The following is a 24,008-nucleotide window of genomic DNA, read 5'->3' as shown; positions in this document are numbered from 1 at the left end:
AGGCTACATGCTCTGGCGTGGTTGCTGCTGTCCGAACTGGAACTCTTTCGGAGGCTCGACACCCTTGAGGTGACGAACAAAGTAGTCCCACCGCCTCCGCATCCAGTACTCACCCTGCCGGAATCCGTGGCGACTGTTCGGGAAGATGAGCATGTCGAAGTCCTTGCCGGCATTCATCAATGCCTCTGCCAGCAGCAGGGTGTTGTTGGGCGGCACGTTGCTGTCCATGCTGCCGTGGGCGATCAGCAGTTTTCCCTTCAGGTTGTCCACCAGGAGATGGTTGGCCTGATTGTCGTAGTTGGTGGTGCCGTCCGGATAGCGCTCAAGCAGGCCCTGCCACTTTTCGCCCCAGTCGTCCTCGTAGGTGGCGTTGTCGTGGTTGCCGGCCCCGGAAACGGCCACCTTGTAGAAATCGGGATAGCGAAGCAGCCCGGCCGTCGAAGCGAATCCACCGCCAGAATGGCCCCAGATCCCAACCTTGTCCAGATCCATGAACGCGTGGCGGGCCGCGAGCTGCTCGATGCCTCCCTTCTGGTCCGGAAGTCCGTTGTCGCCCATGTTGCCGTAGTAGGCCTCATGGAAGGACTTGGAGCGCATCGGAGAGCCCATCGCATCCAGTTCCACCACAATGAATCCCAATTCGCTGACGGCCTGTTTGTCACTGCGGGACGGCACGAAACTGCGGCTGCCAACGCTCCCGCTCTGCGGACCGGGATAGAGGTAGTTCAGAATCGGGTACTTGCGCGTCGGATCCATGTTGGTGGGTGTGTACATCAGCCCGAACAGATCCGTCTCGCCGTCCCGAGCCTTGACCTGAAACGGAATCGGCGGCTTCCAGCCCGATGCGACCAGCTGCGAGATGTCCGCCCGCTCCAATTCCACGACCGCGCTGCCGTCCTCGGTACGACGCAGCGTGATTACCTGCGGCATGGTGGGCGATGAGGCCGTGTCGATGAAGTACCGGTAGTCCGGCGAGAACGTCACGCTGTGATTCAGGCTGTCCGGGGTGAGCAGCTTCAGATCGGAGCCGTCGAAGCGTACCGAGTACAGGTACTGGAAGTACGGATCGCCGGCTTCTCGGCCCGCGCCCGTAAACAGAATCCGGTCCGCCGCGTGGTCCCAATTCCGTACGGCGAGCACTTTCCAGGGGCCGGACGTGATGCGATTCTTCAGGGCACCCGAGCCCAGATCATGCCGGTACAGATGGCCCCAGTCATCCTGCTGCGAGTACCAGACGAACTCATTCTCCTCCGGGAAGGTGGTCCAGTTGATCTGGTTGTACCCGGACTCATAGAAGGTGTCCTCAACCTCCTCGTGGATGTCGCGCACCGAGCCGGTCTCAGGGTCGGCCTCCCGCAGAAGCGCACGCTTGTGATCCCTGCTGGAGGACACGAAGAACAGTCGGCTGGAATCGTCGCTCCACTCGATGTCGGCCCATTGACCGCCGTCCACGATGTGGTCGGTGATGGTCGAGCGATGATCATCGGCGGGCATGTCCAGGCGCACCACTCGCGCATCGTCCACGTGAATCACAACACGCTCGATGCGGAAGATCAGCGAGTCGCCGGGGAACGGATAACGCCACGACTCTAGCTCCGGTGCACCCTGCTGGGTGTTCACCAGATGCATCATCGAGACGCCGCGGCCATCGTGCTTGAACGTCGCGATTTTCTCGGAGTCGGGTGACCAGAGCACCACCGGGCGGTCCGACTTGGTCCAGCCGGCGTTGTTGGTCGCGTAGGCATAATCCTCTTCGCCGTCGAAGGTCATCTGGCGTTCGGCACCGGTCTCCTTGTCCCGGACCCAAAGGTTGTGATCCTTTACGAAGGCCTCCCTGGCCCCATCGGGAGAGACGATATCCGTGCTTCTCCACCAGGGCGTGGCCGCGGTTTCCTCCTCGAGCGCTTCGCCGGCCTCGCAGCGATACCTGCGCAAATCGCAGACCATCGGGCTGCCCTCCGCGGTGAAGGCAATCGAACGATCGCCATCCTGGAATTCGAACGAGAAGAACGGCAGGGACCAGGCATCGTAGTCCGCCTCACTCACCTGCGAGAGCGCCTCCGCCAGCCGTGCGTGGTCAAACGCAGGTCGCCGCTTGTTGCGACGAGCCTCCGGAAATACCCGCACAAACTCTGCGCCCTCCGCGGAGCGAACGCGGTACCAGAAGGTGCCGTCTTCCATCCAGTTGGGCGACACCGCGTTGCGGTACACCATCGGGGTCGTATGCTGCCGCAGCATGCGCTCGGCGCGCATATAGTCGGCTTCGGTGACGTCCTGGGCCAGGACCGGAAGAGCGGTCACGGCCGCCAACAGGAGAATGAGGGAGCGCTTCATGGGCAGGGGTAATGCGGGACTCGAAGGGCAAAAACGGGGTATTTTCGGGCGATGCGGTCTTGCTGTCCGTACCATGCGCACCGTTCAACCGGCCGCCTTGCATGATTCGATCGTCCACTCTGTTCCTGCTCGTCGTCGTTTGTGCCTGCGACGTATCTGCGCAGGCCCGCTGGGTGCCCGCGACTTCCGGCCCGGAGGCCGTGGGCGGTCGCGGCAGACACGATGACGTCAAGTTCGCGACCGCGGAGACCGGCTGGCTCGTCAACACGCGGGGACAGATCTGGCGCACGGACGACGCCGGCGACCATTGGGATCTGCAGCTCGACACCGGTGCCCGCTATGCATTTCGGGCCCTGGCGGTGATCGACCCGCGAAACGTGTTTACAGGTACGGTGCAAACGCCAGGCTCCGTGCTGTTCGCCACATCGGATGGAGGAGACACCTGGACCGATGTGACCAACCGGATTTCAGGAACCAAGCCGGTAGGCATCTGCGGCATGTCCGTGGTCAACAGCCGCGTCGCCTACGGTGTGGGCGCCTTCCACGGCAGTGCGACGGTCATCAAGACGTCCAATGGGGGCCAGACCTGGACCGGCCGCTCGGTAAAGCCGGCAGCAGCCACGCTGATTGACGTGCACTTCTTTGACGAGTTGACCGGCATCGCCGTAGGCGGCACGTCCGAGTCGCTTCGCGGCAACGCGGTGGTCATTCGCACGACCGACGGCGGCCAGACCTGGACCCGCGTGTACGAGTCGGACAAGCGATCCGGCACCGACGGGGAGTGGGGATGGAAGATCTCCTTTCCGACTCCGGAGACCGGATACGTCTCCATAGAGTACGCTTCCAACTCCGATGGGCACCCGGCCCGAGTCTTGCGCACGGACGATGCTGGCGTTACCTGGACGGAAATCGACGTGGACGGCAGTGTCTCGCGCGCAGGCCTGCAGGGCATCGGATTCCTCGATGAGCGCACAGGGTGGGCCAGCGGTCGGGGGGTGACTTCGATCACCACCGATGGAGGTGTCACGTGGTCGCAGCTCCTGGACTGGGCTCCGGAGGTCAGATCGTCAAACGACGGTACCGTCACCGCCTCGCCGGAAGGTCAACTGGACGGCGCTGTGAACCGGTTCATTGTCGTGCACGATTCGCTCGCCCTTGCGGTGGGAAAACGGGTGTATCGATGGACGGGAGCTGATGCCGCGACCGCCGTGTTGGGCACGCCGGTCCCGGAGGCGTTTCATCTCGGTGAAGCCTATCCCAATCCGTCGCCCGGCCCGGTAACCCTCCCGTTTCACCTGGACCGGGACGCCGACGTGCGCATCGAGGTGATCGATGCGCTGGGTCGCCGATGGGGGCCGCTCCTGCATGAGCGCCTTCCGGCGGGTCCGCACGAGTTCCGCTGGAATCCGGGCGCGGGAACGAGCGCCGGCGCCCCGGCCGGGCTGTATTTCCTGCTTGTGGACGTGGGTAAATCGCCGGAAATGAAACAGGTCGTTCTGATTCGCTAAATCGTCGGTTCGGACTCGTATTGCAGCCGCTCGGCTGACCCCGCGCGTCGAAGGTGGGCCCTTCAGCCTACCCTCATGCAGGAACCGACAGACTGCGCGTGAGCCACGAGCCCTCCTTCCGGCGCGAGCGCCGATTCTCCGACAAGACCGCCAGGGAGCGGGCGGACAACCTGCGCCGCACGGCGCCGGCTCCGTCCAGACCGTGGGATCAGGTCGCGGGAAAGTCTGCAGGTTCGACCGGCGCGAAAGTCGGCCCTGACCCGGCCGGCCGCCGGGCTCGCCTGGAGATCGGGATGCGCGGGGCCGTCAGTCCTCCGGACCTCACCCCGGTTGAGGAACCGCTGACGGCGGACATGGCGCGCCATCTGTTGCGGCGCACCAGTTTCGGAGCCCGTGCCAGCCATGTGGAACAGCTCATTGGTACGCCCGCAAACGAGGCCGTTGCACAGGTTCTGGGCGATGCCTTCAACGACTCGGTCTACCGCCGCCCGGGTTGGGCGGATGAGCGGCCTCCCCATGAGCACGCTTCGGACGCGGCCTTCGAAGCATTCTTCGAGCTCAACGATGCCTGGATGGAGCTGTACGTGGGCTCCCTCATCAACGAGTGGGCGATCGGCGGCCCCAGGCAGCGCATGATGCTGTTCTGGCACGACCACTTCGCGACCTCCTACAACAAGTATGAGCTCGCCGCCTTCGCAGTGCGGCACATGGAGCTGCTTCGCACGCATGCGCTCGGCAACCTCAAGGTGATGATCCATGCCATCACCATTGACCCGGCGATGCTCTACTACCTGGACGGCTTCCTGAATGACAAGCACGCGCCCAACGAGAACTACGCACGGGAGCTGCTGGAGCTGTTCACTATGGGACGCACCAGCCCGGAGGGCACGCCGAACTACGACGAGAACGACATCAGCGAATTGGCCCGGGCCATGACGGGGTGGACGGTGAACCTTACTACGCTGAGCTCGGACTTCTATCCGGCGCTGTTCGACACCGAGTCGAAGACCATTTTCGGGAGGCCTGGTGGCTGGACCGCGAAGACAGCAGTCGACCTGATATTCACGGTGCGTGGCAGGCAGGTGGCGCATTTCATCACCGAGAAGATCTTTCGGGAGTTTGCCCACCAGGAGCCCGACCCGGACGTGGTGGCCGCGATGGCACAACAGTTCCAGGCCGGCGGGCTGATCACAGGAAACCTGCTGCGCACACTGCTACAGTCCAAGTACTTCTGGGACAGTGAAGGCACAGTGGGGGCCCGAATCAAGAGTCCGATTGAACTGCTGGTCGGGCAGGTTCGTGAATACGACATGCCGATGGGCGGCTCGCTGGCAGAGGCCCTCTACTGGGAGTCGACCGAAGCAGGCCAACAGGTGTTCTTCCCTCCGAACGTGGCGGGGTGGACCGGCCACCAGGATTGGCTCAATACAAGCTCGCTGCCGGCGCGTTGGAACTCCTCGTCCTGGCTGACCTACTTCGGCGGCCAGGAGGCCAACGACGCGCTCATCGCGTGGTGCAATCGGCTCGCGCCGCCTACGGATGCGACCCAGGCGTTCCATTTGCCACTCGCCATGGTGCAGCACTTCATCGGCGTGCCGTGGCAGCATCTGAACCTGCCCACGCGTCCGTCCGGGTTCGGTGGCGACCTCGTCCAGTTCCCCATTCCGGATACGGTGCGCTCGGAACTGCCGCGGGAGGCGGTTGCTCTCGCGTCCGACATGCTTTCCGGATTGCCGTGGTACGAATGGGACATCACAAATCCGGGCGCGCTCGCCCTGGTGCGGTTTTTTCTGAGCGGTGTCGTGCAGCGGCCTGAATACCAGCTGATGTAGCCATGTGCAGTCACGACAGGCATCTCCGCACGGGCGCCCGGCTGGAAGACGGATCGGCGCACTCCCGGGATCACGAAGCGTGGACCCGGCGGCAGTTCATGAGCACGCTGGGCCTCGCAGGCCTTGGCACCTTCGTGGCCGGCGGCCTTCCCGCCAGAGCCGTGCTTGGTGCGCCGGTCATACATCCGCTTGCGGCCGCAAATTCGGACCGGGTTCTGGTGCTGATTCAGTTGGAAGGCGGCAATGACGGCCTGAACACGGTCATCCCCGTCGATGATGATCGCTACTACCGAAATCGGCCGGTGTTGTCCATCCCCAAGACCGACGCGCTGGATGTCGGACTCGATTTCCGGCTCAACAATGCGTTGGCTCCGCTCGCGAATCGGCTCTCGGAAGGCACCATGCAGGTGGTGCACGCCGTGGGGTACGACAGTCCCGATCTCTCGCACTTTCGCTCCACGGATATCTGGGTCACGGCCAGTGACTCGGAGCAGATGCTGAGCACCGGGTGGGTGGGGCGGGCCGTCGAGACCAACTGGCCCACGATCATCGCCGATCCGCCCTCCAGCCCGCTGGCGGTCCAGATCGGCGGAGCCGCCATGATGTTCCGGGGCGACCAGGCGAACGTGGGGGCCAGCTTCCGCAACACCGAGCAACTCGCCCGACTGGCTGAGGGTGGGGTGAACTACGACCCCACGGCCGTTCCGGACTCCCGCCCGGGACGCCTGATGTCCCTCACAAGGGAGATCGCCAACCAGTCCTACCGGTACGCCGCGGCGCTTCAGGACGCTGCCGGAATCGGCAACAATGAGGCTGGATATCCCGATGGATCACTGGGGGAGCAGTTGGCCATGGTGGCGCGCCTGATCAAGGGCGGACTGGGGTCCCGGGTCTACCACGTCAGCCTGAGCGGCTTCGATACGCACGCACTTCAGATCGACGCACATCCGGCGCTGCTGTCCGAGTTTGCTACGGCCACAACGGCTTTCCTGGCCGACATCGAGGCGGGAGGACGCGCGAATGATGTGCTGGTCATGACCTTTTCTGAATTCGGTCGCACCGTTGCCGAGAACGGCGCCCGGGGCACGGACCATGCCACCGTGGCCCCCATGTTCCTGTTCGGTGGTGGTCTGGCGTCGTCGTCCATAGGCATCATGCCTGACCTCGACGTGGTCAACGAGTTTGGCGACCTCGAGCATATCATCGACTTCCGCCGGGTCTATGCCACGGTGCTCGAGGAGTGGCTGCGCGTTCCGGAAGGCCTGGTCGACCAGACGCTGGGCAGACCGTTTGAGCGGCTCAGCCTCTTCTCGGACAGCGTCTCCACGGTGCGGTCCGATCTCCCGCAGGGATTCCGGCTCGGAGCGGCCTTCCCAAACCCGGCCGCAAGCGCAGTGCGCGTGGCGCTCGAGGCGCCGATTCCCGCCGAGCTCCGCGTCGAGGTGTTCGATGCGAGCGGCCGCCGGGTCCTCACGCCGGGCACGCCGCTTACGGTCGTCGGAAGACATGAAGTGCAGGCCCGGGTGGACCAACTGCCGGCCGGCACGTACTTCATGCGAGTCCGACTGGGAGCACACACGGAGACCCGCACGTTCGTGAAAATCTAGGGCCGCGCACCGGGACGGCGGTCGCGCGCGAGAGGCGCTCATCGGCTACCTTTCGGCCCCGACCTGGAGCCCATGGAATTCGACGTCGACAGCGGCACGCTCCGCTTCATTCGCAACCTGCCCAAAACGGAAACGCACCTTCATCTGGAGGGCGCTCTGCCCCTGGAGTTGTTGCAGAAGGTTGCCCCCGAGGAGTTCGCGCATCCACCGGCGTCCTGGCGGCAGGACTTTCGATTCGGGTCATTTGCCGATTTCGAGCGCGAACTGCTGCACATGGCCGGCCTCTGGTATACCTCTCCCGAGCGCTACCACGATGCGGCCAAACAGGTTTTTGAGGGCCTGGTGTACAAGCAGAATGTGCACTACGTCGAGACGAGCTTTGCCTCCGGCGTCGTCGAAGCCCTTGGTCTGGACGGCAAGGCCGTAGCCGAGGCCATCAAGTCCGCGGCTCCCCGAGGCCTGCACGTGCGCCTGTTCATGGGCATTCACCATGACGGCTACCACGAGGGCACAAAGGGGTGGATCGACGATGCGCTGACGTGGCAGGCGCTGGACGGCATCGATCTGCACGGGACGGAAACCACTCCCGTCGGACCCTGGGCCGAGTCCTACTGGACGCGCGCCCGCGATGAAGGCAAATACACCAAGGCCCACGCCGGCGAGTTTGCAGGTCCGGATTTCGTGCGATGGGCGGTCGAGGTACTCGGCGTGACACGAATCCAGCACGGGGCGCGTGCGGCCGAAGACCCGGAGGTGATGGCGCTCCTGGCTGACCGGGACGTCACCCTGGACATGGCACCGATCAGCAACGTCAAGCTGCAGGTCGCATCGGCGTATGATGACCACCCCATCGCCCGGCTGATGGACGCAGGCATTCGCTGCACCGTCAGCACGGATGACCCGATTTCGTTCGGCAACGTGCTGCTGGACGAATACCGCATGCTGGCCGGGCCCATGGGATTCGACCGTGCAGGCCTGGCCAGAGTCGCCCGTGCAGGTTTCGAGGTCGCCATCATGGATCCCGCCGATCGGGATCGCTGGCTCGCGGACTTCGACGGGATCGTGGCCCCCGAACTGGGTCGCACCCCCGGATTGCGCAAGGTCTGACCTACCGCGCCGGCGCGGTGTAGCTCGGGCCGCGCTCCCGCACGGTTGGAATCACGTACTGCCCCAGGAATCGGTAAACCGCGTTGTTGTGGTTGACGCCACGTGGCCGATTGACGAGCGATGCGGTAGTGGCAATCACCAGGTCCAATCGGGGCACCACGAATACGAACTGCCCGCCATAGCCCCAGGCGAACCAGGCGCTCTCGCCGGCGATTCGCCGGTTCCACCAGTAGAACCCGTACCCATTGCCGTTCCACGGCGAGCGGCCGTAGCGGTCCCATGACTCCTCGATCCAGGACGCCTGCACGAGCTGCTCCCCCTGCCACCGCCCGTTCGCGAGAAACAGGCGACCGAACTGCGCCAGGTCCAGCGGTCTGAGCTGCATGTTGTTGCCGCCGAGATAGTTGCCTTGTGGGTCCCGATCCCAGGGCGCCAGTCGCACACCCAGCGGTTCAAACAGCTTTCGGCGCGCGTACGCCAGCAGACTCTCGCCGGTGGCGCGGGCCAGCACGACCCCCACCAGATGAGACGTCCCGGTGCTGTATGACCAGCAGCCTCCGGGCCGGCATTCCATGGGCTGATCGACCTGGAATCTTACCCAGTCTCGGGACGATGCCCATGCCCCGTAGTTGCGGAAACTGGTGGTCTCCAGTCCGGTGCGCATGGTGATCGCATGCCGCAGCGTGATGTCTCGCTTCTCCTCGGGAACGTCGTCGAAGTAGTCGGGCAGAAGTTCGGCCAGCGGAGTGTCGAGTGACGGGATGTCCCCGTCCGCAACGGCCATGCCCACCAGGGCCGAGAGCACGGTCTTGGAGGCCGACTTGATGTTGGCCCGGCGATCCCGCGCCATGCCGCGGAAGTAGCTCTCCACAACCAGGGAATCCCGATGCCAGATGATCAGGGAGTTCATCGGGGCCAACTCCCGGGCGCGTTCCACCACCGCGTCGAAGTCCGGGTGCTGCGCAGCGGCGGGGCGCAAGGCACCGCACAGCAGAATCAGGCCACATGCCGCAATCCCGAGTCTCATGAACGCCGACCGGCCCAGTCGATGACGTAGCCGGCGGTCAGCAGGACTCCGCCCGCAAGACTCATGTACGCGGCCGGTCGCGTGTAGGGCCGGGCGAACTCGGTCAGAAACGGCTCCGTGAAGAAGCCGACGGTGATCAGCACGGGCACAGCCAGCAACAGCAGCGATCCCACGTTCTGAAGGGGTCGAGCGAGCCGGTCGCGAAAAGGCTGGTGGTAAATCCCCAGTCCGAGGTTCATCAGGCCCGTGAACAGGATGTACAGGTGGGTTGAGCGGAACAGCATGCGCTGCGCGTCCGCCATGCCCTCGAGGTGGGCGTGCACCCGGTCCATGTACTGACCTGTGGCCAGAAACATGATCACGGCTGCGATTCCGATGATCCGATGCAGGAGAGCAAGTCGGGAGGGCATGGGGGGATCGGCTGACTGTGCCGGAATATACCCGATGCCCGAAAGGGAAGGTCGCCCCGCGCAAGGGCGGGGCGACCGACTGCGGTTCGGATTCGGAGGGGGCGGTCATGTCTGCACGGGAGTGTCGTAATACCTCACGCAGGCGCGATCATGCCTGCACAGGAGTGCCGCGCGCCCAGAGGGGCCGCTCGGCAGCGGCCGACTCAGCCACCACCTCAGCGCGCTGCGCGGCCAGGCTGGCTTTCAGGGTCCGCAGCACGGCCGGGTCGGCCTCGTAGGCCTCGCTGCGTTCCAGGAAGTCGATACCCCAGTTGTCCCCGGTAGCTGCGATGGCAACCACGGCCATCTGTCGAACGCGACTGTCCTTGTGATCACGGTACAGGCGGACCATTTCGATCACAGCGGCCCTGTTCAGTTCAATGACGCCGCCATACGCAATCACCAGGCGGAGCGCGGCCGACTCGAGTCCCCGGTGGTCGGAGGTCAGCGCCTGCGAAAGGGCATCAGAAATGGCAGCGACATCCTCGGCGGTGACGACGGAAGTCCTTGCTTCCTCCATGCGGTGCTGCAGTTCAGCCAGCGGATCGTCGGTGGCAAACGCGGGGCCGGCGGCCAGAACGGCGACCAGCAGAATGGACAATACGGTCAGGGTCTTCATGACGTTCTCCTGCGATAGTGTGACTTGCTCAATCGGGCATCGCGGGAGGACGCACCCTGAAGCCGGCGGTGGGCGTGGCTGCCGGTTTCTGAGTCTCCCTACGATGGAAGCGCTCGCAGGATGCGGTGGCACCGCAGATGGTGTCGTGCGTGCGCCGAACCGTGTCCATATTGCCGTGAATCGACCGCGGAAGTAACCCAGGATTCGTTTGTCCGGCCGGGCTGCGGCTGTAGTTTGCCGCAGCGCCGCCAACCCAACCCGTCATATGGAACGCCGAACCAAAATTGTCTGCACGCTCGGGCCTGCTTCATCCAGTGAAGAAGCCATTCGAGGCCTCGTGCAGGCGGGTATGGATGTGGCCCGGCTCAACTTTTCCCACGGCACACACGAACACCATCGTCAGGTGATTCAGCGCGTCCGGGCCGCGGCAAAGGAGGCCGGCCGGGTGGTACCCATTCTGCAGGATTTGCAGGGTCCCAAGATCCGCGTGGGTCAGATGGAGGGCGATGCGGTCGACATCGAGGTCGGGCAGGAGCTTGTCCTGACCACCGAGCCCATCGCCCAATCCACCAGTGACCGGGTCTATATCAACTACCCGACGCTCATTGAAGACGTGCAGGAGGGTGCTTCCATTCTCCTGGACGATGGGGCCCTGGAGCTGCTCATCACGGGGGTGCGGGAACGGGAGGTGGTCACCGAGGTGGTGGTCGGTGGTCCGCTGCGGTCGCGAAAGGGGGTCAACCTGCCGAACATCAAGACCTCGACCCCTGCGCTGACCGAGAAGGACCTGGAAGACCTGTCGTTCGGCCTGTCGGAGGGCGTGGACATCATCGCGTTGAGCTTTGTCCGGGACGAGTCGGATGTGGCCGACCTCATCTGGCGGGTGCGGGAGTCCGGCAATCGCGTGTCGATCATCGCGAAAATCGAAAAGCCCGAAGCCGTTGATCGGGTGGATCAGATCCTTAGCAAGGCAGACGGGCTGATGGTCGCGCGGGGGGATCTCGGCATCGAGATGAAGCTGTCCAAGCTGCCCGGCATCCAGAAGCGCATCATTCGCAAGTGTCGGACCTCGGCCAAACCCGTGATTACGGCGACGCAGATGCTGGAATCGATGATCACGAACCCCCGGCCGACCCGCGCGGAGGTGTCCGACGTGGCCAACGCGGTACTGGACGGGACCGACGCGGTCATGCTGTCCGGAGAAACGGCCGTGGGACGCGATCCCGTGCACGTGGTTGAGGTGATGAATCGCATCATCATGGAGGCCGAATCCATTTTCTGGGAGAGCGGAGCCTGGCAGTTGGAGCAGCCCAGACAGCATGAAGTGACGGAAGCGGTGTCAAAGACCGCGTTCGAGCTGGCCCGCGAAGTCGGAGCGGTGGCCATCGTCTGTCTGACGGCCACCGGCACCACCGCACGCAGCATCGCGCGACACCGCCCACGGGTACCCGTCTACGCCTTCACCGACGACGATCGTGTGGTGGGGCAACTGGGCGTCTCCTGGGGAACAAAGGGTTTTGCGATCCCTTTTCAGGCCGATACTGACAACGGCATCACCCTGGTGCACCAGGTGCTCAGGGAGAACAAGTTGGCACGCAGCGGCGATCTCGTCGTGATGACTGCCGGCATGCCGCTCCCCGCAAGGGGCCGCACCAACATGGTGCACGTCACACGCGTCTAACCAACTCCGCATCTGCTCGCCGAACCACGCGCTACAATCTGAACAGGTTGCTGCTTATGAGATCGCGTGCCCTCGGCATAGGGTTGGTATTGGTCGTATCCGTCTCGCTGGCGGGGTGTAAATCGTCGTCCTTCGTGGGCAAGCGGTACGACAACTTCACGGCGTACTACAACACCTTCTACAACGCCAAGCGCTCTTTTCGAGACGGCGTCAACAACCGGCAGCGCACCAACGAAGAGGTAGACCGCACCCGGTACATGGGGGTCTTTACCGAGTCGGACGCGGCCGGCGGAGGCCGGGAGTTCGAAGAGGCCGTGCTCAAGAGCGCCGATGTGTTGCGCGAGCACCCGGACTCCAAATGGGTGGACGATGCGCTCCTGCTCATCGGAAAGTCCTACTTCTTCCAGAAGAACTACGTCGGTGCGGAGCAGAAATTCCGAGAGGCCATTGATCTGGAAACCGGCCTGGAGGACGAGGCGCGCTTCTGGCTGGCCCGCACGTTTGTCGCAAGCGGTGACTTCGACCAGGCTGAGACGACAATCGGCGAGGCCCTTGCCGGCGAGATTGATCGGGAATGGCGTGCGCCGTTGCGGCTGGCCCTCGGCGAGCTTCGGGTGAAGCAGGCGGACTGGGAAGCCGCGGCGCAGGAGCTGGCGGCCGGTCTCGAGGTGGTGCGGGACAACGAAACCGGTGCGCGGGCAGCGTTCCTGCTGGGGCAGGTACTGGAAACCCTCGAGCGGTGGGATGATGCGGTGCAGGCCTATCGGCGCACACTGGATTACCGGCCCCACTACGAACTGTCCTATGCGGCCCAGTACAGCGCCATCCGCCTGGAAGGACAGCACGGCGATCGGGCGGAGGCCCTGAGGCTGCTGCGCCGCATGGAGCGTGACGACAAGCACTTTTCCTATCGCGCGGAGCTCGCGGTCCTGCGGGCCGACATCCTCCGGGCAGGAGGTCTGGCCGATGAGGCCTTCAACGTGTACGATGAGCTGCTGTACGACCCGGTTTTTGCCAGTGAGGTGTCGTCGTTGCGCGGGCGCATCCACTACGCGCTCGGTGAGCTCTACCGGGACCTGGACGAGAACTACGTGATGGCGGCCGCGCATTTCGACACGGCGGCCTCGGGGCTGCGCATCGGCGTGCCCCAGCCCGGAGCGTCCACTGCGCCCGACCAGACCATGCTCGCCCCGGAGGCCATTGAGGACGCTCAGGAACTGAAAGAAGCGTTCGGCGCCTATGCCGGGGCGTTCCGCGAAGTCGATCGCCTGGACTCGTTGCTCTGGTTGGGCCAGATGGATGATTCGACCTTTGCCGCGAAGGTGCTCGAGTTGCGGCGCGCCCGGGCAGAAGAACTCGCAGAGCGACAGCGCCAGCAGGAGGAGCGTCAGATCGAGCGCGCCTTCCAGCAGAACTCCGGGGCCAGTCCGTTGGACAACAGGGGCCTGCCGGAGGGCAAGGTCATCCCGTCCCGAAACGCGGCGGGCGGCGAGTCAGGATTCCTCTTCCACGATGATCCGGTCATGCGTCAGGAGGGACGGCTGAGTTTTGCGCGCCGGTGGGGCGATCGGCCGCTGGTCCCGAACTGGCGGCGCATGGAAGCTGTCGCAGGTGCCCAACTCACCGGCGAAGACGGGACCGAAGAAGAGTTTGAGGTGGAGCTGGCCGAGGACCAGCTGCCCGAGGTGGATGTGTCCGCAGTACCACGGGACTCGCTTTCACAGGCGGAGATGGCGTCCGCGCTCGCCCTGGCCCGCTATGATGTCGGAACGGCACTCTTTCTGGGCATCAGTCGGCCTGACTCGGCGGCTTCCTGGTTCCGCATGGTGCTCGAGGACACGCCTGAGGAAGAGGTGTCCCGCCGGGCGCTGTACGCGCTTGCCGAAATCCAGCGCGCGCTTGGAGATTCGCTGGCGGCCAACGGCATCTATCAGCAGGTTCTGGATCAGTACCCGGACTCCGAGTTCGCCGACCGCGTGCGGGAGCTTTTCGGCGTGGAGGATGACGAGGTCGTTCCCGACAGTCTGGCGCTTGCGGAATCGCTGTACGCCCGCTACTTCCAGCGCTGGGACGACGAGGCCTACCGCGAAGCCATGAACGGCATGGTCGAGGTGGCAGGCACCTACCCGAGCACGGCCATCGTGCCCAAGGCGCTGCTCGCCGCCGGTTCGATATTCCTCGAGTGGGCGGACCGGGACACGCTCAATCTGCGTGCGCCGCTTCCGCTGACCGTGGCCGACTCTCTGCTTGCCCGCACCGGTGTGGTAACGCCGCCCGAGCCGGACACGATGTCTGTGCCACTGGATTCGCTTGGGCAGATCGTGCCCGATTCGCTCGGAGCGGTCGCAGCCGACTCCCTGCGTACGCCGGCGGAGGCGGACTCGCTGGGAGCCGCGCTTCTGCCGGGTTCCGAGGACGACGAGTCGGCGTCAGAGGGCCTGCCTGCGGCGGCAGACTCCCTGGCAGCACAGGACTCGACCGCAGCGGGTCAGGCGGAATTGGAGCCGGTGTCGAACGACTCACTGACCGTGGACCTGGAGTCTGGGGCGGGCGTGGCTTCTGAAGGAGGGACTGCGGCATCCGCCGATTCGCTGGCGGCGGCCGGCGGCGCCCTTCCGGAAGGCTCCGGGGCCGAAAGCGCACAGACTGAAGCCGCACCGACTGAGGCCGCGCAGCCCGAGGCCACACTTGCCGAAGCCGACACCCTGCCTGTGGAAGAGCCGGAGCCGGTCCCTGTGGAGCCGGAGCGCGCGTGGAATGAGCTCACGCTCAAGGAACTCATGGCGCACATCTCACAGCGCTATGCCGGAAGTGACTACGCGCAGCGCGCAGGGGACATCCTGGGCGCTATAGAGGACATCGAGGCCGAGGAGCAGGCGCGCATCGATTCCATCGAAGCGGCCATCGAGCAGGCGCGACTGGACTCGCTTGCGGCGTTGCTTCCTGATTCGTCGCTCGTCGCCGCGGTGCCCGACAGTCTGGCCGCTCCCGCTCCGGCCGAGGTGCCTGCAGACAGCCTGAAAGCCGCCACTGACCTGGAGGTCGAGGTGGAAGAGGCCGCTGCGGACACGGTGCTGGTCCGTCAGGTGCCTGTGGGTATGGCCGGGGCACGGGACGCCGTGCAGGGCATGTCCACGGAGATGCGGATCGTGGAAACGGATGCGCTGCAGCCGCTCGAGCCCACCGAGGAGGAAGAGGAGACCGCTTGGTCCGGGTGGACGGTCGCCCTGTCGGAGCTGCGGGACCTGGCAGCTGCACCAGAAGTGCGTGACAATCTCCGACCGATTCTTCAGGGCCAGGCCGAGCCGGAAATCTGGACAGGTGCCTGGCAGGATCAGGTCGGTATCCTGGTGACGGCAGGACGCTTCGAGACCCGTCAGGAAGCCGTGCGCTTTGCGGCATCTCTCGGCACGAATCTGCCTCTTGACGCCTTTCTGCTACACATTCTGACGCCGGATCCATGATGCGCATCGCAGCTGTGGTACTCGTGGGGATTATCGCCTGGCCGGCCTCGGGGCAGTCCTGGCTCACCTCGGTTGCACCGGGACCACGGGCGGCCGCGATGGGAGGATCAGTCACGCTCGGCCTGCGTGCTCCGGAAGCGGCCTGGGTCAATCCCGCCTCCGCGGCCTGGGCCGACGGCGGCTCCGTCTCTGTGCGTTATCGCGATGACCTGGCGATGGACATCTTCATGGCCGCGGCCGTCGACCGGTTCGTATTCGGCGCGCGCCAACTCCCGTCGGCCGACGGCGTCTCGGCTCTCGCAGTCAGCGGGGCCGCATCGCACGAACTCAAGGGCTTCCGGCTCGGTGCCGGACTTCACCTCGTCGAGCAGGACGCGGCGCGAGGGCAAGACCGCGCCATGAGGCTTGATCTTGGCGTCTCCCGGCGACTGGGTTCCCTGGATGTCGGGCTTTCGGTGGTGGGATTGGGCCGGGGTGTGGACGCGCCCATCGTGCCACCTGTCGTACCGCGGGAGGTAGCGACCGTACTGAACGTATCCAGTCTGCGAGGTGAGGTGGGCCCGCTCGATGTGGCTTTTGCCGGTCACCTGGCCCGCTATCAGGATGCGTTCCACGGTGGAGTTGGTGGGGAGCTCGCCTACTGGCCCGTCAGGGGGCGCACGTTCCGCGTGCTTGGCGGCTGGCAGCGCCAGTTCGGGCAGGACGCGCCCACCTTTGGCGCCTCCTACACAGGCGATCTGCTGACGTTTTCCTGGGCCCGCTCCGAGTACCTGGGCGCTACGACCCACCGATTCGGAATCAGTTGGCGCTAGCCGGCAGCGGCTGAGGAAGACGAGCCCGAAGGAATGCCGGCCCGGGTTCGGCAAACCCGATCTCGTCGACGATGACGGTGCCCTTCGGGCGCAGGTCGAAGACCAGGGCCACTTCCCGGATGGAAGCCGGATCGATCCCGTGGAAATCTCCCAGGGGAATCGAAAAGGACTGCAGCACGATCTCCCAGGTTCGGCCGAAGCGGCTCTTGTCCATGTTCCGCCGCATCACGCCGATCTCCAGGGGAGCACGAATGGGACCGTACGCCGAGAGGGGAACGCTCGTTTGGTTGCCCTGCGCATCGGTCACGCGCACGGAGAGGTCGGTGAAGGCTCCCGGCGTGGCCAGCGAGTCCGGTTCGGAACCACCGTCAGGCGAAAGCAACAGGTCGAGCGTGGTTTCTGCACGCAGCTCTCGAGGGGGATCGTCGAACGCAATCCTGTATTCCGGGACCACATCGGTCGAATCCTGCTCCCAGGAGAGCCGGGCTGCCTGGGTCTGCTGCTGGTTGGAGGTCGAGGTGCGGTTGCGCGATCGCAGTACCAGGGGCTCCTCGCGCCAGGTGGACAGGCTGTCTGCGGCGATGTGCACGCCCGCAGTCGATCCTGTGGTGAGGTCGATGTCCTCTTCAAAGTCGGCCAGCGGCACAAACGAGTTGTGCTGATACCGGGTGATGTAGATCGTGTCGGGCAGCCAGTCTCCGGCCACACGATGGTCGCGGAAGAGGGGTAACCAGGCCGGGTTGTCCTTGAGTGTGGCCTCCAGGAACGCCGTCAGGTAGACCAGCGCCATGTGCCGCTGTGCCTCCGGCTCGATGAGTACCGACAGGTCCAGCGTGCGGCCGCTTCGGGGACCCCAGTCCCTGGAGTTCCACACCTCATTCCACTGACCGTGGTTGGCCCGGTACATGTACACCGCAGCCTTGAACTGATCCGTCCCTGGAGTCAGCTCCGTGCGCTGGTACTGCCGGAGTCCGTGGAAACTCGTCACGTCTCCGTCATGCGAGCCATGGAACACCAGGTAGCTGACATCGGAAACCGGCACATGCCGCCCGGTGGGCAGATACTGCCCGTCCACGGGGGCGATGGCCGCAATGGAGCGAATCCCGAAGTTGAAGTCGAACTCGACGGAGCCGTCGTCGGGGTAGTGGGAGAGGCGATTGAACGCGGCGGCGTGGCCGACGGCCTCACCACCCCGCGAGTGCCCGATCAGGGAAACGCGGTCGAGGTCGGCGAGGCCGTGCAGTGGATGCTCCGGGTCTTCGTTGAAGGACCGCCAGGCCGCAAGGTGCTTCAGCAGCAGCCAGCCGCGGGCATCGTTCTCCTGGCGCACCCCCCCGTTGATGAAGTTCATGTCCACCGAGACCAGGATGAACCCGCGGGACGCCAGGTGTCGCCCGAGGTAGGCGTACCCCGGGTCGGAGAAGTCCTTCATGTTGTGGTTGCCGTGCACCACCAACACGAGCGGGAAGGGCCCTTCACCCTCCGGGTGCCAGACCCGGCCGTTGATCGGAAACGCCTCCGCGCCGAATCCCCAATACCGTGTCCTCGACCCTTCCGACGAGCCCAGGTCCACCAGTTTGCTGGCGTCCACGGAGTCGGTGACCACGGCTACCGAATCGCGGAACTCCGGGCGTCGTTTGTCCTCACCGGATCCGTAGTACAGCGCGCGCACCTGGAACGGGCCGGGCTGGGCCGGATCCGGAGCATCAAGCAGGTGCTCTGCGAGCACCACGTCTGCGTCGGAGGGCACCAACTCGTGCGAGCCGGCACAGGCTGTCAGGGTGACGATGGACGCGGCGAGCAGGAGGGAACGGGATGAGACCATACGATGAAACTAATGCCTGGAGGGGCGACCGGCGCATCCACATGCCAAGGCCCTGCGTAGGAACCATCAGAATCCCCTTTTGTACGGGATTGGCTTCTCTTTCGCGTCATCAGCGACACGCCGAGTACAGGGTTTATGGGTCAGGACGACCAGCAGAACACTTCCAACAAGCCCGGCCAGGGCCCGATGGGCCCGGGGGGGCGTCCGCGTCTGGCGTTGTGGATCTATCTGGCCATTTTCATGGCCATCATGGTCCACATCTTCCTCTTTGTCGGCGCCCAGACGCCGAACGAGGTCGAGTACTCCACCTTCCTGGAATACGTGGACCAGGGGTACGTGGAGGAGGTCGTCATCATCAACGACTCCCGCGTTGAGGGCACGTACACGGAATCGGCCGTCAAGGACAACCGCGTCAAGCTGGGGCAGCCGCGCCAGGATCTGTTCGGCGGCACACCGGAGGAAGCGGCCAACCAGTTTCTGACCACCAAGCCGGCGGATCATGAACTGGTAACCTATCTCATGGACTACAACGATCGCGCGCGCGCCCAGGGCGATGCGGTCGTGGCGTTCGATGCGGACCAGCAGGAGAACTGGTTCGGCGGCCTGCTGACATGGCTCTTCCCCCTGGCAATCATCATCGCACTCTGGGTCTTCCTGCTTCGCCGCATGAATCCGGGATCGCAGGTGCTCAACATCGGCAAGAACAAGGCGGTCCTGTTCGATGCGATGGCCGATCAGAAACTGACCTTCCGGGATGTGGCCGGACTGGAGGAGGCCAAGGAGGAGGTGGCCGAGGTCGTGGAGTTTCTCAAGACGCCGAAGAAGTTCACCAAGCTCGGCGGCAAGCTGCCCAAGGGTGTTCTGCTGGTGGGCCCGCCCGGCACCGGTAAGACCCTGCTGGCCAAGGCCGTGGCTGGGGAGGCCGGCACGCCCTTCTTCTCACTGTCGGGCTCTGATTTCGTCGAGATGTTCGTCGGTGTGGGGGCGGCTCGCGTGCGTGATCTCTTCCGGCAGGCCAAGGAAAAGGCCCCGTGCATCATCTTCATCGACGAGATCGACGCCGTTGGGCGAACCCGTGGACGCGGGATGATGATGGGCGCCAACGATGAGCGCGAGAATACGCTCAACCAGATTCTGGTCGAGATGGACGGCTTCAACACCGACAAGGGTGTGATCATCATGGCCGCCACCAACCGGCCCGACGTGCTGGACTCGGCGCTGCTGCGACCGGGTCGCTTCGACCGGCAGATCCTGATCGACAAGCCGGATCGCCGGGAGCGCGCCGAGATTTTCAAGGTGCACACCCGCGACCTCATCCTGGGAGACGACGTCAACGTGGACGTGCTGGCCAGTCAGACGCCTGGGTTTGCGGGCGCCGAGATTGCCAACGTCTGCAATGAGGCCGCCCTGCTGGCCGCTCGGCTCGGCAAGGAGGCCATCGAGATGTCCGACTTCGAGAAGGCCAACGATCGCGTGATAGCGGGCCTCGAGAAGAAGAACAAGATCATCTCTCCGGAAGAGCGCAAGATTGTCGCCTACCACGAGGCGGGACACGCCATCACGGGCTGGTTCCTGAAGTACACCGACCCCGTGGTCAAGGTGTCTATCGTGCCGCGCGGACTGGCGGCGCTGGGCTACGCGCAATACCTGCCGGAGGAGCGCTACCTCTATACGCGCGAGGCGCTGCTGGACCGCATGACTATGGCGATGGGCGGCCGCGTGGCTGAAGAGATCATCTTCGGAGCCATATCGACAGGTGCCCAGAACGACCTCGAGCGCATCACGAAAATGGCCTATGCCATGGTGGTGGATTACGGCATGTCCGAGCGCATTGGTTACGTCTCGTTCAACATGTCGCGCGACGGTTCGGAGAGCCCCATGTTCGAGAAGCCGTATTCGGACGACACCGCACGCGCCATCGACGAAGAGGTACGGGCCATCATTGAGGATGTGCGCGCCCGCGCTCGTGTCCTCCTTGAGGAGAAGCGACACCTCCTGGATGACATGGCGGATGCGCTGCTCAAGAAAGAAATCCTCGGCCCCCGGGACCTGATCGAGATTCTGGGAGCCCGCCCGCATGGGGAGTACGTACAGGTGGATCACTTCCACAGCAACGGGCGCACGGCGGCAGGCGACGGTGCGGCAGCCGAGTTGCCCGACACGGATGTGGCCGATGCCGGCGTTGCCGACGCAGACGTGGCCGAGGCCGGGGCGCCCGATGCAGAAGGGACTGACGCCGCCCGGGATCCCGGATCCTGATTCAACGGGGCCGGCCTGCCATGAGGAGGGCGTGAGCGGTGTGAGCAGAATATAACGCGATATAACGTTATAGATCGCTCACACGACTTGAGTTTGTGAAGGAACCGCGATCCGGCCTCAGGAGGCCGTTTTCGCTGATCCGCCCATCGCCCATCTAGGTTTCTTCACGGTGCCCGCAAAGGCACGGCGGTTTGACCCCTTATATTGGAAGGCTGAAACAACTCGCGGCTGGCCGTCGCGAGTCCATCTGAAAGCCGGCCCCGTGGGGGTCGCAAAGCCAAGGAAAACCTCGTGCCAACAATCCAGCAGCTCGTTCGCAAAGGGCGCCACGACAAGGTCAAGAAGACCAAGTCCCCGGCACTCGCGTCGTGCCCGCAGCGCCGCGGTGTGTGCACCCGTGTGTACACCACCACGCCGAAGAAGCCGAACTCGGCACTCCGTAAGGTCGCCAAGGTGCGCCTCACCAACGGTGTCGAAGTCATCGCCTACATCCCGGGCGAAGGGCACAATCTTCAGGAGCACTCCATTGTGCTGGTGCGCGGCGGTCGTGTGAAGGACCTCCCCGGTGTGAAGTACCACATCGTGCGCGGAGCTCTCGACACCTCCGGCGTCGCCGACCGACGTCAGTCGCGGTCCAAGTACGGCGCCAAGCGCCCGTAAGCACTAACCAAGCCCCCGGGCGACAGCGCGTCGCCCCGAGCGAGATCAGAACATGCGTAAGAAAAGAGCCGAACGCCGGACCCCGATTGCCGACCCGGTCTACGGAGACATCCTGGTCACCCGGTTTGTCAATGCCGTAATGGAAAGCGGCAAGAAGAGCGTGGCCAGGAACCTGATCTACCAGGCCTTCGACCTCATCGAGGATCGCACCAGTGAGCCGGGTGTGGAAGTGTTCCGCAAGGCTGTCAACAATGTTGCGCCTCTCGTGGAAGTCCGCAGCCGCCGTGTCGGTGGTGCCACGTACCAGGTTCCTGTCGAAGTCCGTCCGGATCGCCGCACGGCCCTCGCGTTCCGCTGGATTCTCCAGTATGCCAAGGCCCGGAACGACAAGAGCATGGCCAACCGCCTTGCCGCCGAGCTGATGGCCGCGGCCAAAGGCGAGGGTGGTGCCATGAAGAAGAAGGACGACACGCACCGCATGGCCGAAGCCAACAAGGCTTTTGCCCACTTCCGTTTCTAGGGAGACCCCTGAACGACTAAAGTAGAGTAGAGATAGATGTCATCGAACAACGGTTTTGCCCTGGAGCGCACGCGCAACATCGGCATCATGGCCCACATCGATGCCGGTAAGACCACCACGACCGAGCGCATCCTGTTTTACACCGGGCGCCTGCACCGCATGGGTGAGGTGCATGAGGGTGGTGCGACCATGGACTGGATGGAGCAGGAGAAGGAGCGTGGTATCACGATTACCTCCGCCGCTACCCAGGCCTTCTGGAAGGACTACCGGATCAACATTATCGACACGCCGGGTCACGTTGACTTCACCGTGGAGGTGGAGCGGTCCCTGCGCGTGCTCGACGGCGCCGTGGCACTCTTCTGCGCCGTGGGTGGCGTAGAGCCCCAGTCCGAGACGGTCTGGCGCCAGGCCAACAAGTATGGCGTGCCCCGCATCGCCTTCGTCAACAAGATGGACCGCACCGGCGCCGATTTCGAGGCGGCCATCAACCAGATGAAGGAGCGTCTGAAAGCCAATCCGGTGCCGGTGCAGGTGCCGATCGGCGAGGGCAGCATGTTCCGCGGCGTCATCGACCTCATCCAGAACAAGGCGATTGTCTGGCACGATGAGTCCAAAGGCGCCACCTGGGACGAGATCGACATCCCTGACGACCTGAAAAAGGAGGCGCGCCACTGGCGCATCAATCTGCTCGAGGCCGTGGCCGAGAAGCATGATGACCTCCTCATGAAGTACCTCGAGGGCGAGGAGATCACCGCCGAGGAGCTGAAAGCCGTTGTGCGCGAAGCCACCCTCGAGATGGAGATCACCCCGGTCTTCTGCGGTTCGGCGTTCAAGAACAAGGGCGTGCAGCGCCTTCTGGACGGCGTCATCGACTACCTGCCCAGCCCGCTGGACGTGCCCGCCATCACCGGCGTGGTGCCCAAGACGGACGAGGAGCAGGAGCGTCCGGCAGACCCGTCTGCCCCGTTCAGCGCCATCGCATTCAAGATTGCCACCGACCCCTACGTCGGCAAGATCACCTTCATCCGCGTCTACTCGGGCACGCTCGACAAGGGCACGGCGGTGATCAACACGTCCACGAGCAAGAAGGAGCGCATCGGCCGCATCCTGTTCATGCACGCGAACAGCCGCGAGGATGTCGAAACGGTACGCGCCGGTGACATTGCCGCTGCCGTGGGCCTGAAGGAGGTCTACACGGGCGATACGCTCTGTGACCCGAACAACCAGATCATTCTGGAGCAGATGGAATTCCCGGAGCCCGTTATCCGGATTGCCATCGAGCCCAAGACCAAAGCCGACAACGACAAGTTGGGCGTTGGCCTCCAGAAGCTGGCCGAGGAAGATCCGACGTTCAAGGTCTCCGTGGATCACGAGACCGGGCAGACGATCATCGCCGGCATGGGCGAGCTGCACCTCGAGATCATCGTGGATCGCCTGAAGCGCGAGTTCAAGGTGGAAGCCAACGTCGGCAAGCCGCAGGTCGCCTACCGCGAGGCACTCACCACCGCAGTGGACGAGCGCTACACGCACAAGAAGCAGACCGGTGGTAAAGGCCAGTTTGCCGAGGTATGGGTCGAGATCGGACCTGCCCAGGAGGCCGAGCAGGGCCTCGAGTGGGTGGACGAGATCAAGGGCGGCTCCATCCCGCGTGAGTTCATCGGCTCGGTGGAGAAGGGCATCAAGTCCGCCATGGAGCAGGGACCGCTGGCCGGCTACCCGGTCGAGGCCGTGCGCGCCCGTCTTTATGACGGCAAGTTCCACAACGTGGACTCCGACCAGAACGCGTTCGAAATCGCGGGCCGCATGGCCTTCCGCGAGGCGGCACGTCGGGCCAAGCCCCAGATCATGGAGCCCATCATGGCGGTCGAGGTCGTGACTCCCGAGGAGTACATGGGCGATGTGATCGGCGACCTGAATAGCCGCCGCGGTCGCATCGAGAGCATGGGCCAGCGCCAGGACGCGCAGGTTATCAAGGCGTTTGTGCCGCTCTCGAACATGTTCGGCTATTCCACCGACATGCGTTCGATCACGCAGGGACGCGCGATCTACAGCATGCAGTTTGACCACTATGAAGCCGTTCCGAAAGCGGTCGCAGATGAGATCATCTCGACGGCACGGGGCGTCACGGCCTGACCCGTCAGGCTCTAAACACAGCGAAACAGGCTAAGACACAGCCATGGCAAAGGAGACATTTCAGCGTACAAAGCCGCACGTGAACGTGGGTACCATCGGTCACGTGGACCACGGCAAGACGACCCTGACGGCGGCGATCACGACCGTGCTCGCCAAGCGCGTGGAGGGCAA

At 64.3% G+C, this 24,008-nt stretch carries 17 protein-coding genes; 12 read left to right on the top strand and 5 right to left on the bottom strand.

Translation table 11 applies throughout. The annotated features are described in order from the left end of the window. Positions 1-3 precede the first annotated feature (3 nt). Positions 4-2,334, bottom strand: coding sequence for a DPP IV N-terminal domain-containing protein (locus tag JJ896_12780; GenBank protein MBO6780522.1), 2,331 nt, complete (start codon positions 2,332-2,334; stop codon positions 4-6). A gap of 101 nt (positions 2,335-2,435) precedes the next feature. Here JJ896_12780 and JJ896_12775 point away from each other — a divergent pair, with 101 nt between their 5' ends. The 4 genes from JJ896_12775 to JJ896_12760 all read left to right on the top strand — a co-directional run bounded on the left by JJ896_12775 (position 2,436) and on the right by JJ896_12760 (position 8,388). After that, positions 2,436-3,842 carry a hypothetical protein gene (locus tag JJ896_12775; protein ID MBO6780521.1) on the top strand — a complete coding sequence of 469 codons (1,407 nt, stop codon included), beginning with the start codon at positions 2,436-2,438 and terminating at the stop codon, positions 3,840-3,842. Positions 3,843-3,940: 98 nt separating this feature from the next. After that, positions 3,941-5,674 (top strand): DUF1800 domain-containing protein, encoded by a 1,734-nt coding sequence (locus tag JJ896_12770; GenBank protein MBO6780520.1) that lies wholly within the window; start codon positions 3,941-3,943, stop codon positions 5,672-5,674. A gap of 2 nt (positions 5,675-5,676) precedes the next feature. Next, entirely contained in the window at positions 5,677-7,281 is a 1,605-nt protein-coding gene (locus JJ896_12765; GenBank protein ID MBO6780519.1) for a DUF1501 domain-containing protein, read from the top strand. Positions 7,282-7,353: 72 nt separating this feature from the next. Beyond that, positions 7,354-8,388, top strand: coding sequence for a hypothetical protein (locus JJ896_12760; protein ID MBO6780518.1), 1,035 nt, complete (start codon positions 7,354-7,356; stop codon positions 8,386-8,388). Position 8,389: 1 nt separating this feature from the next. On the opposite strand, the gene JJ896_12755 is transcribed toward JJ896_12760, so the two are convergent. From JJ896_12755 to JJ896_12745, 3 genes are all read right to left on the bottom strand, one after another. Then, positions 8,390-9,415: a serine hydrolase gene (locus JJ896_12755; GenBank protein ID MBO6780517.1), complete on the bottom strand. Its 1,026-nt coding sequence runs from the start codon at positions 9,413-9,415 to the stop codon at positions 8,390-8,392. After that, positions 9,412-9,825 carry a hypothetical protein gene (locus tag JJ896_12750; GenBank protein ID MBO6780516.1) on the bottom strand — a complete coding sequence of 138 codons (414 nt, stop codon included), beginning with the start codon at positions 9,823-9,825 and terminating at the stop codon, positions 9,412-9,414. The genes JJ896_12755 and JJ896_12750 overlap by 4 nt, the downstream gene beginning before the upstream one ends. Before the next feature lie 148 nt (positions 9,826-9,973). After that, entirely contained in the window at positions 9,974-10,483 is a 510-nt protein-coding gene (locus JJ896_12745; protein ID MBO6780515.1) for a hypothetical protein, read from the bottom strand. Between the two features lie 265 nt (positions 10,484-10,748). Here JJ896_12745 and pyk point away from each other — a divergent pair, with 265 nt between their 5' ends. From pyk to JJ896_12730, 3 genes are read left to right on the top strand one after another with little or no spacing between them, the layout of a single operon-like run. Continuing rightward, positions 10,749-12,164 (top strand): pyruvate kinase, encoded by a 1,416-nt coding sequence (gene pyk, locus JJ896_12740; protein ID MBO6780514.1) that lies wholly within the window; start codon positions 10,749-10,751, stop codon positions 12,162-12,164. A gap of 56 nt (positions 12,165-12,220) precedes the next feature. Next, positions 12,221-15,628, top strand: coding sequence for a tetratricopeptide repeat protein (locus JJ896_12735; protein ID MBO6780513.1), 3,408 nt, complete (start codon positions 12,221-12,223; stop codon positions 15,626-15,628). Next, positions 15,625-16,440 carry a hypothetical protein gene (locus tag JJ896_12730; GenBank protein MBO6780512.1) on the top strand — a complete coding sequence of 272 codons (816 nt, stop codon included), beginning with the start codon at positions 15,625-15,627 and terminating at the stop codon, positions 16,438-16,440. The genes JJ896_12735 and JJ896_12730 overlap by 4 nt, the downstream gene beginning before the upstream one ends. Here JJ896_12730 and JJ896_12725 read toward each other — a convergent pair. After that, complete coding sequence (locus JJ896_12725) at positions 16,427-18,265, bottom strand: hypothetical protein (protein ID MBO6780511.1); 1,839 nt, start codon at positions 18,263-18,265, stop codon at positions 16,427-16,429. The two genes, JJ896_12730 and JJ896_12725, sit on opposite strands and share 14 nt — an antisense overlap. 135 nt (positions 18,266-18,400) lie before the next feature. On the opposite strand from JJ896_12725, the gene ftsH reads away from it, so the two are divergent. The 5 genes from ftsH to tuf form a co-directional block, all read left to right on the top strand. Continuing rightward, a complete protein-coding gene (gene ftsH / locus JJ896_12720) occupies positions 18,401-20,524 on the top strand; it encodes an ATP-dependent zinc metalloprotease FtsH (GenBank protein MBO6780510.1) in 2,124 nt (707 codons plus the stop codon). A gap of 291 nt (positions 20,525-20,815) precedes the next feature. Then, positions 20,816-21,184 carry a 30S ribosomal protein S12 gene (locus tag JJ896_12715; protein MBO6780509.1) on the top strand — a complete coding sequence of 123 codons (369 nt, stop codon included), beginning with the start codon at positions 20,816-20,818 and terminating at the stop codon, positions 21,182-21,184. Positions 21,185-21,236: 52 nt separating this feature from the next. Beyond that, on the top strand, positions 21,237-21,704 hold the full coding sequence (gene rpsG / locus JJ896_12710; GenBank protein MBO6780508.1) for a 30S ribosomal protein S7: 468 nt from the start codon (positions 21,237-21,239) through the stop codon (positions 21,702-21,704). Positions 21,705-21,740: 36 nt separating this feature from the next. Then, the gene (fusA, locus tag JJ896_12705) at positions 21,741-23,837 is read left to right on the top strand and encodes an elongation factor G (GenBank protein MBO6780507.1); all 2,097 of its coding nucleotides are present in this window, start codon (positions 21,741-21,743) and stop codon (positions 23,835-23,837) included. 43 nt (positions 23,838-23,880) lie between these two features. Continuing rightward, positions 23,881-24,008, top strand: a 128-nt coding sequence (gene tuf / locus JJ896_12700) for an elongation factor Tu (GenBank protein ID MBO6780506.1), incomplete at its 3' end; no start/stop codon positions are given.

The sequence above is a fragment of the Rhodothermales bacterium genome (assembly GCA_017643395.1).
In the GTDB taxonomy this organism is placed as follows: Bacteria; Bacteroidota; Rhodothermia; order Rhodothermales; family UBA10348; genus JABDJZ01.
Note: the sequence above shows the minus strand (reverse complement) of the source record. Positions and strands in the feature narration are given on the sequence as shown.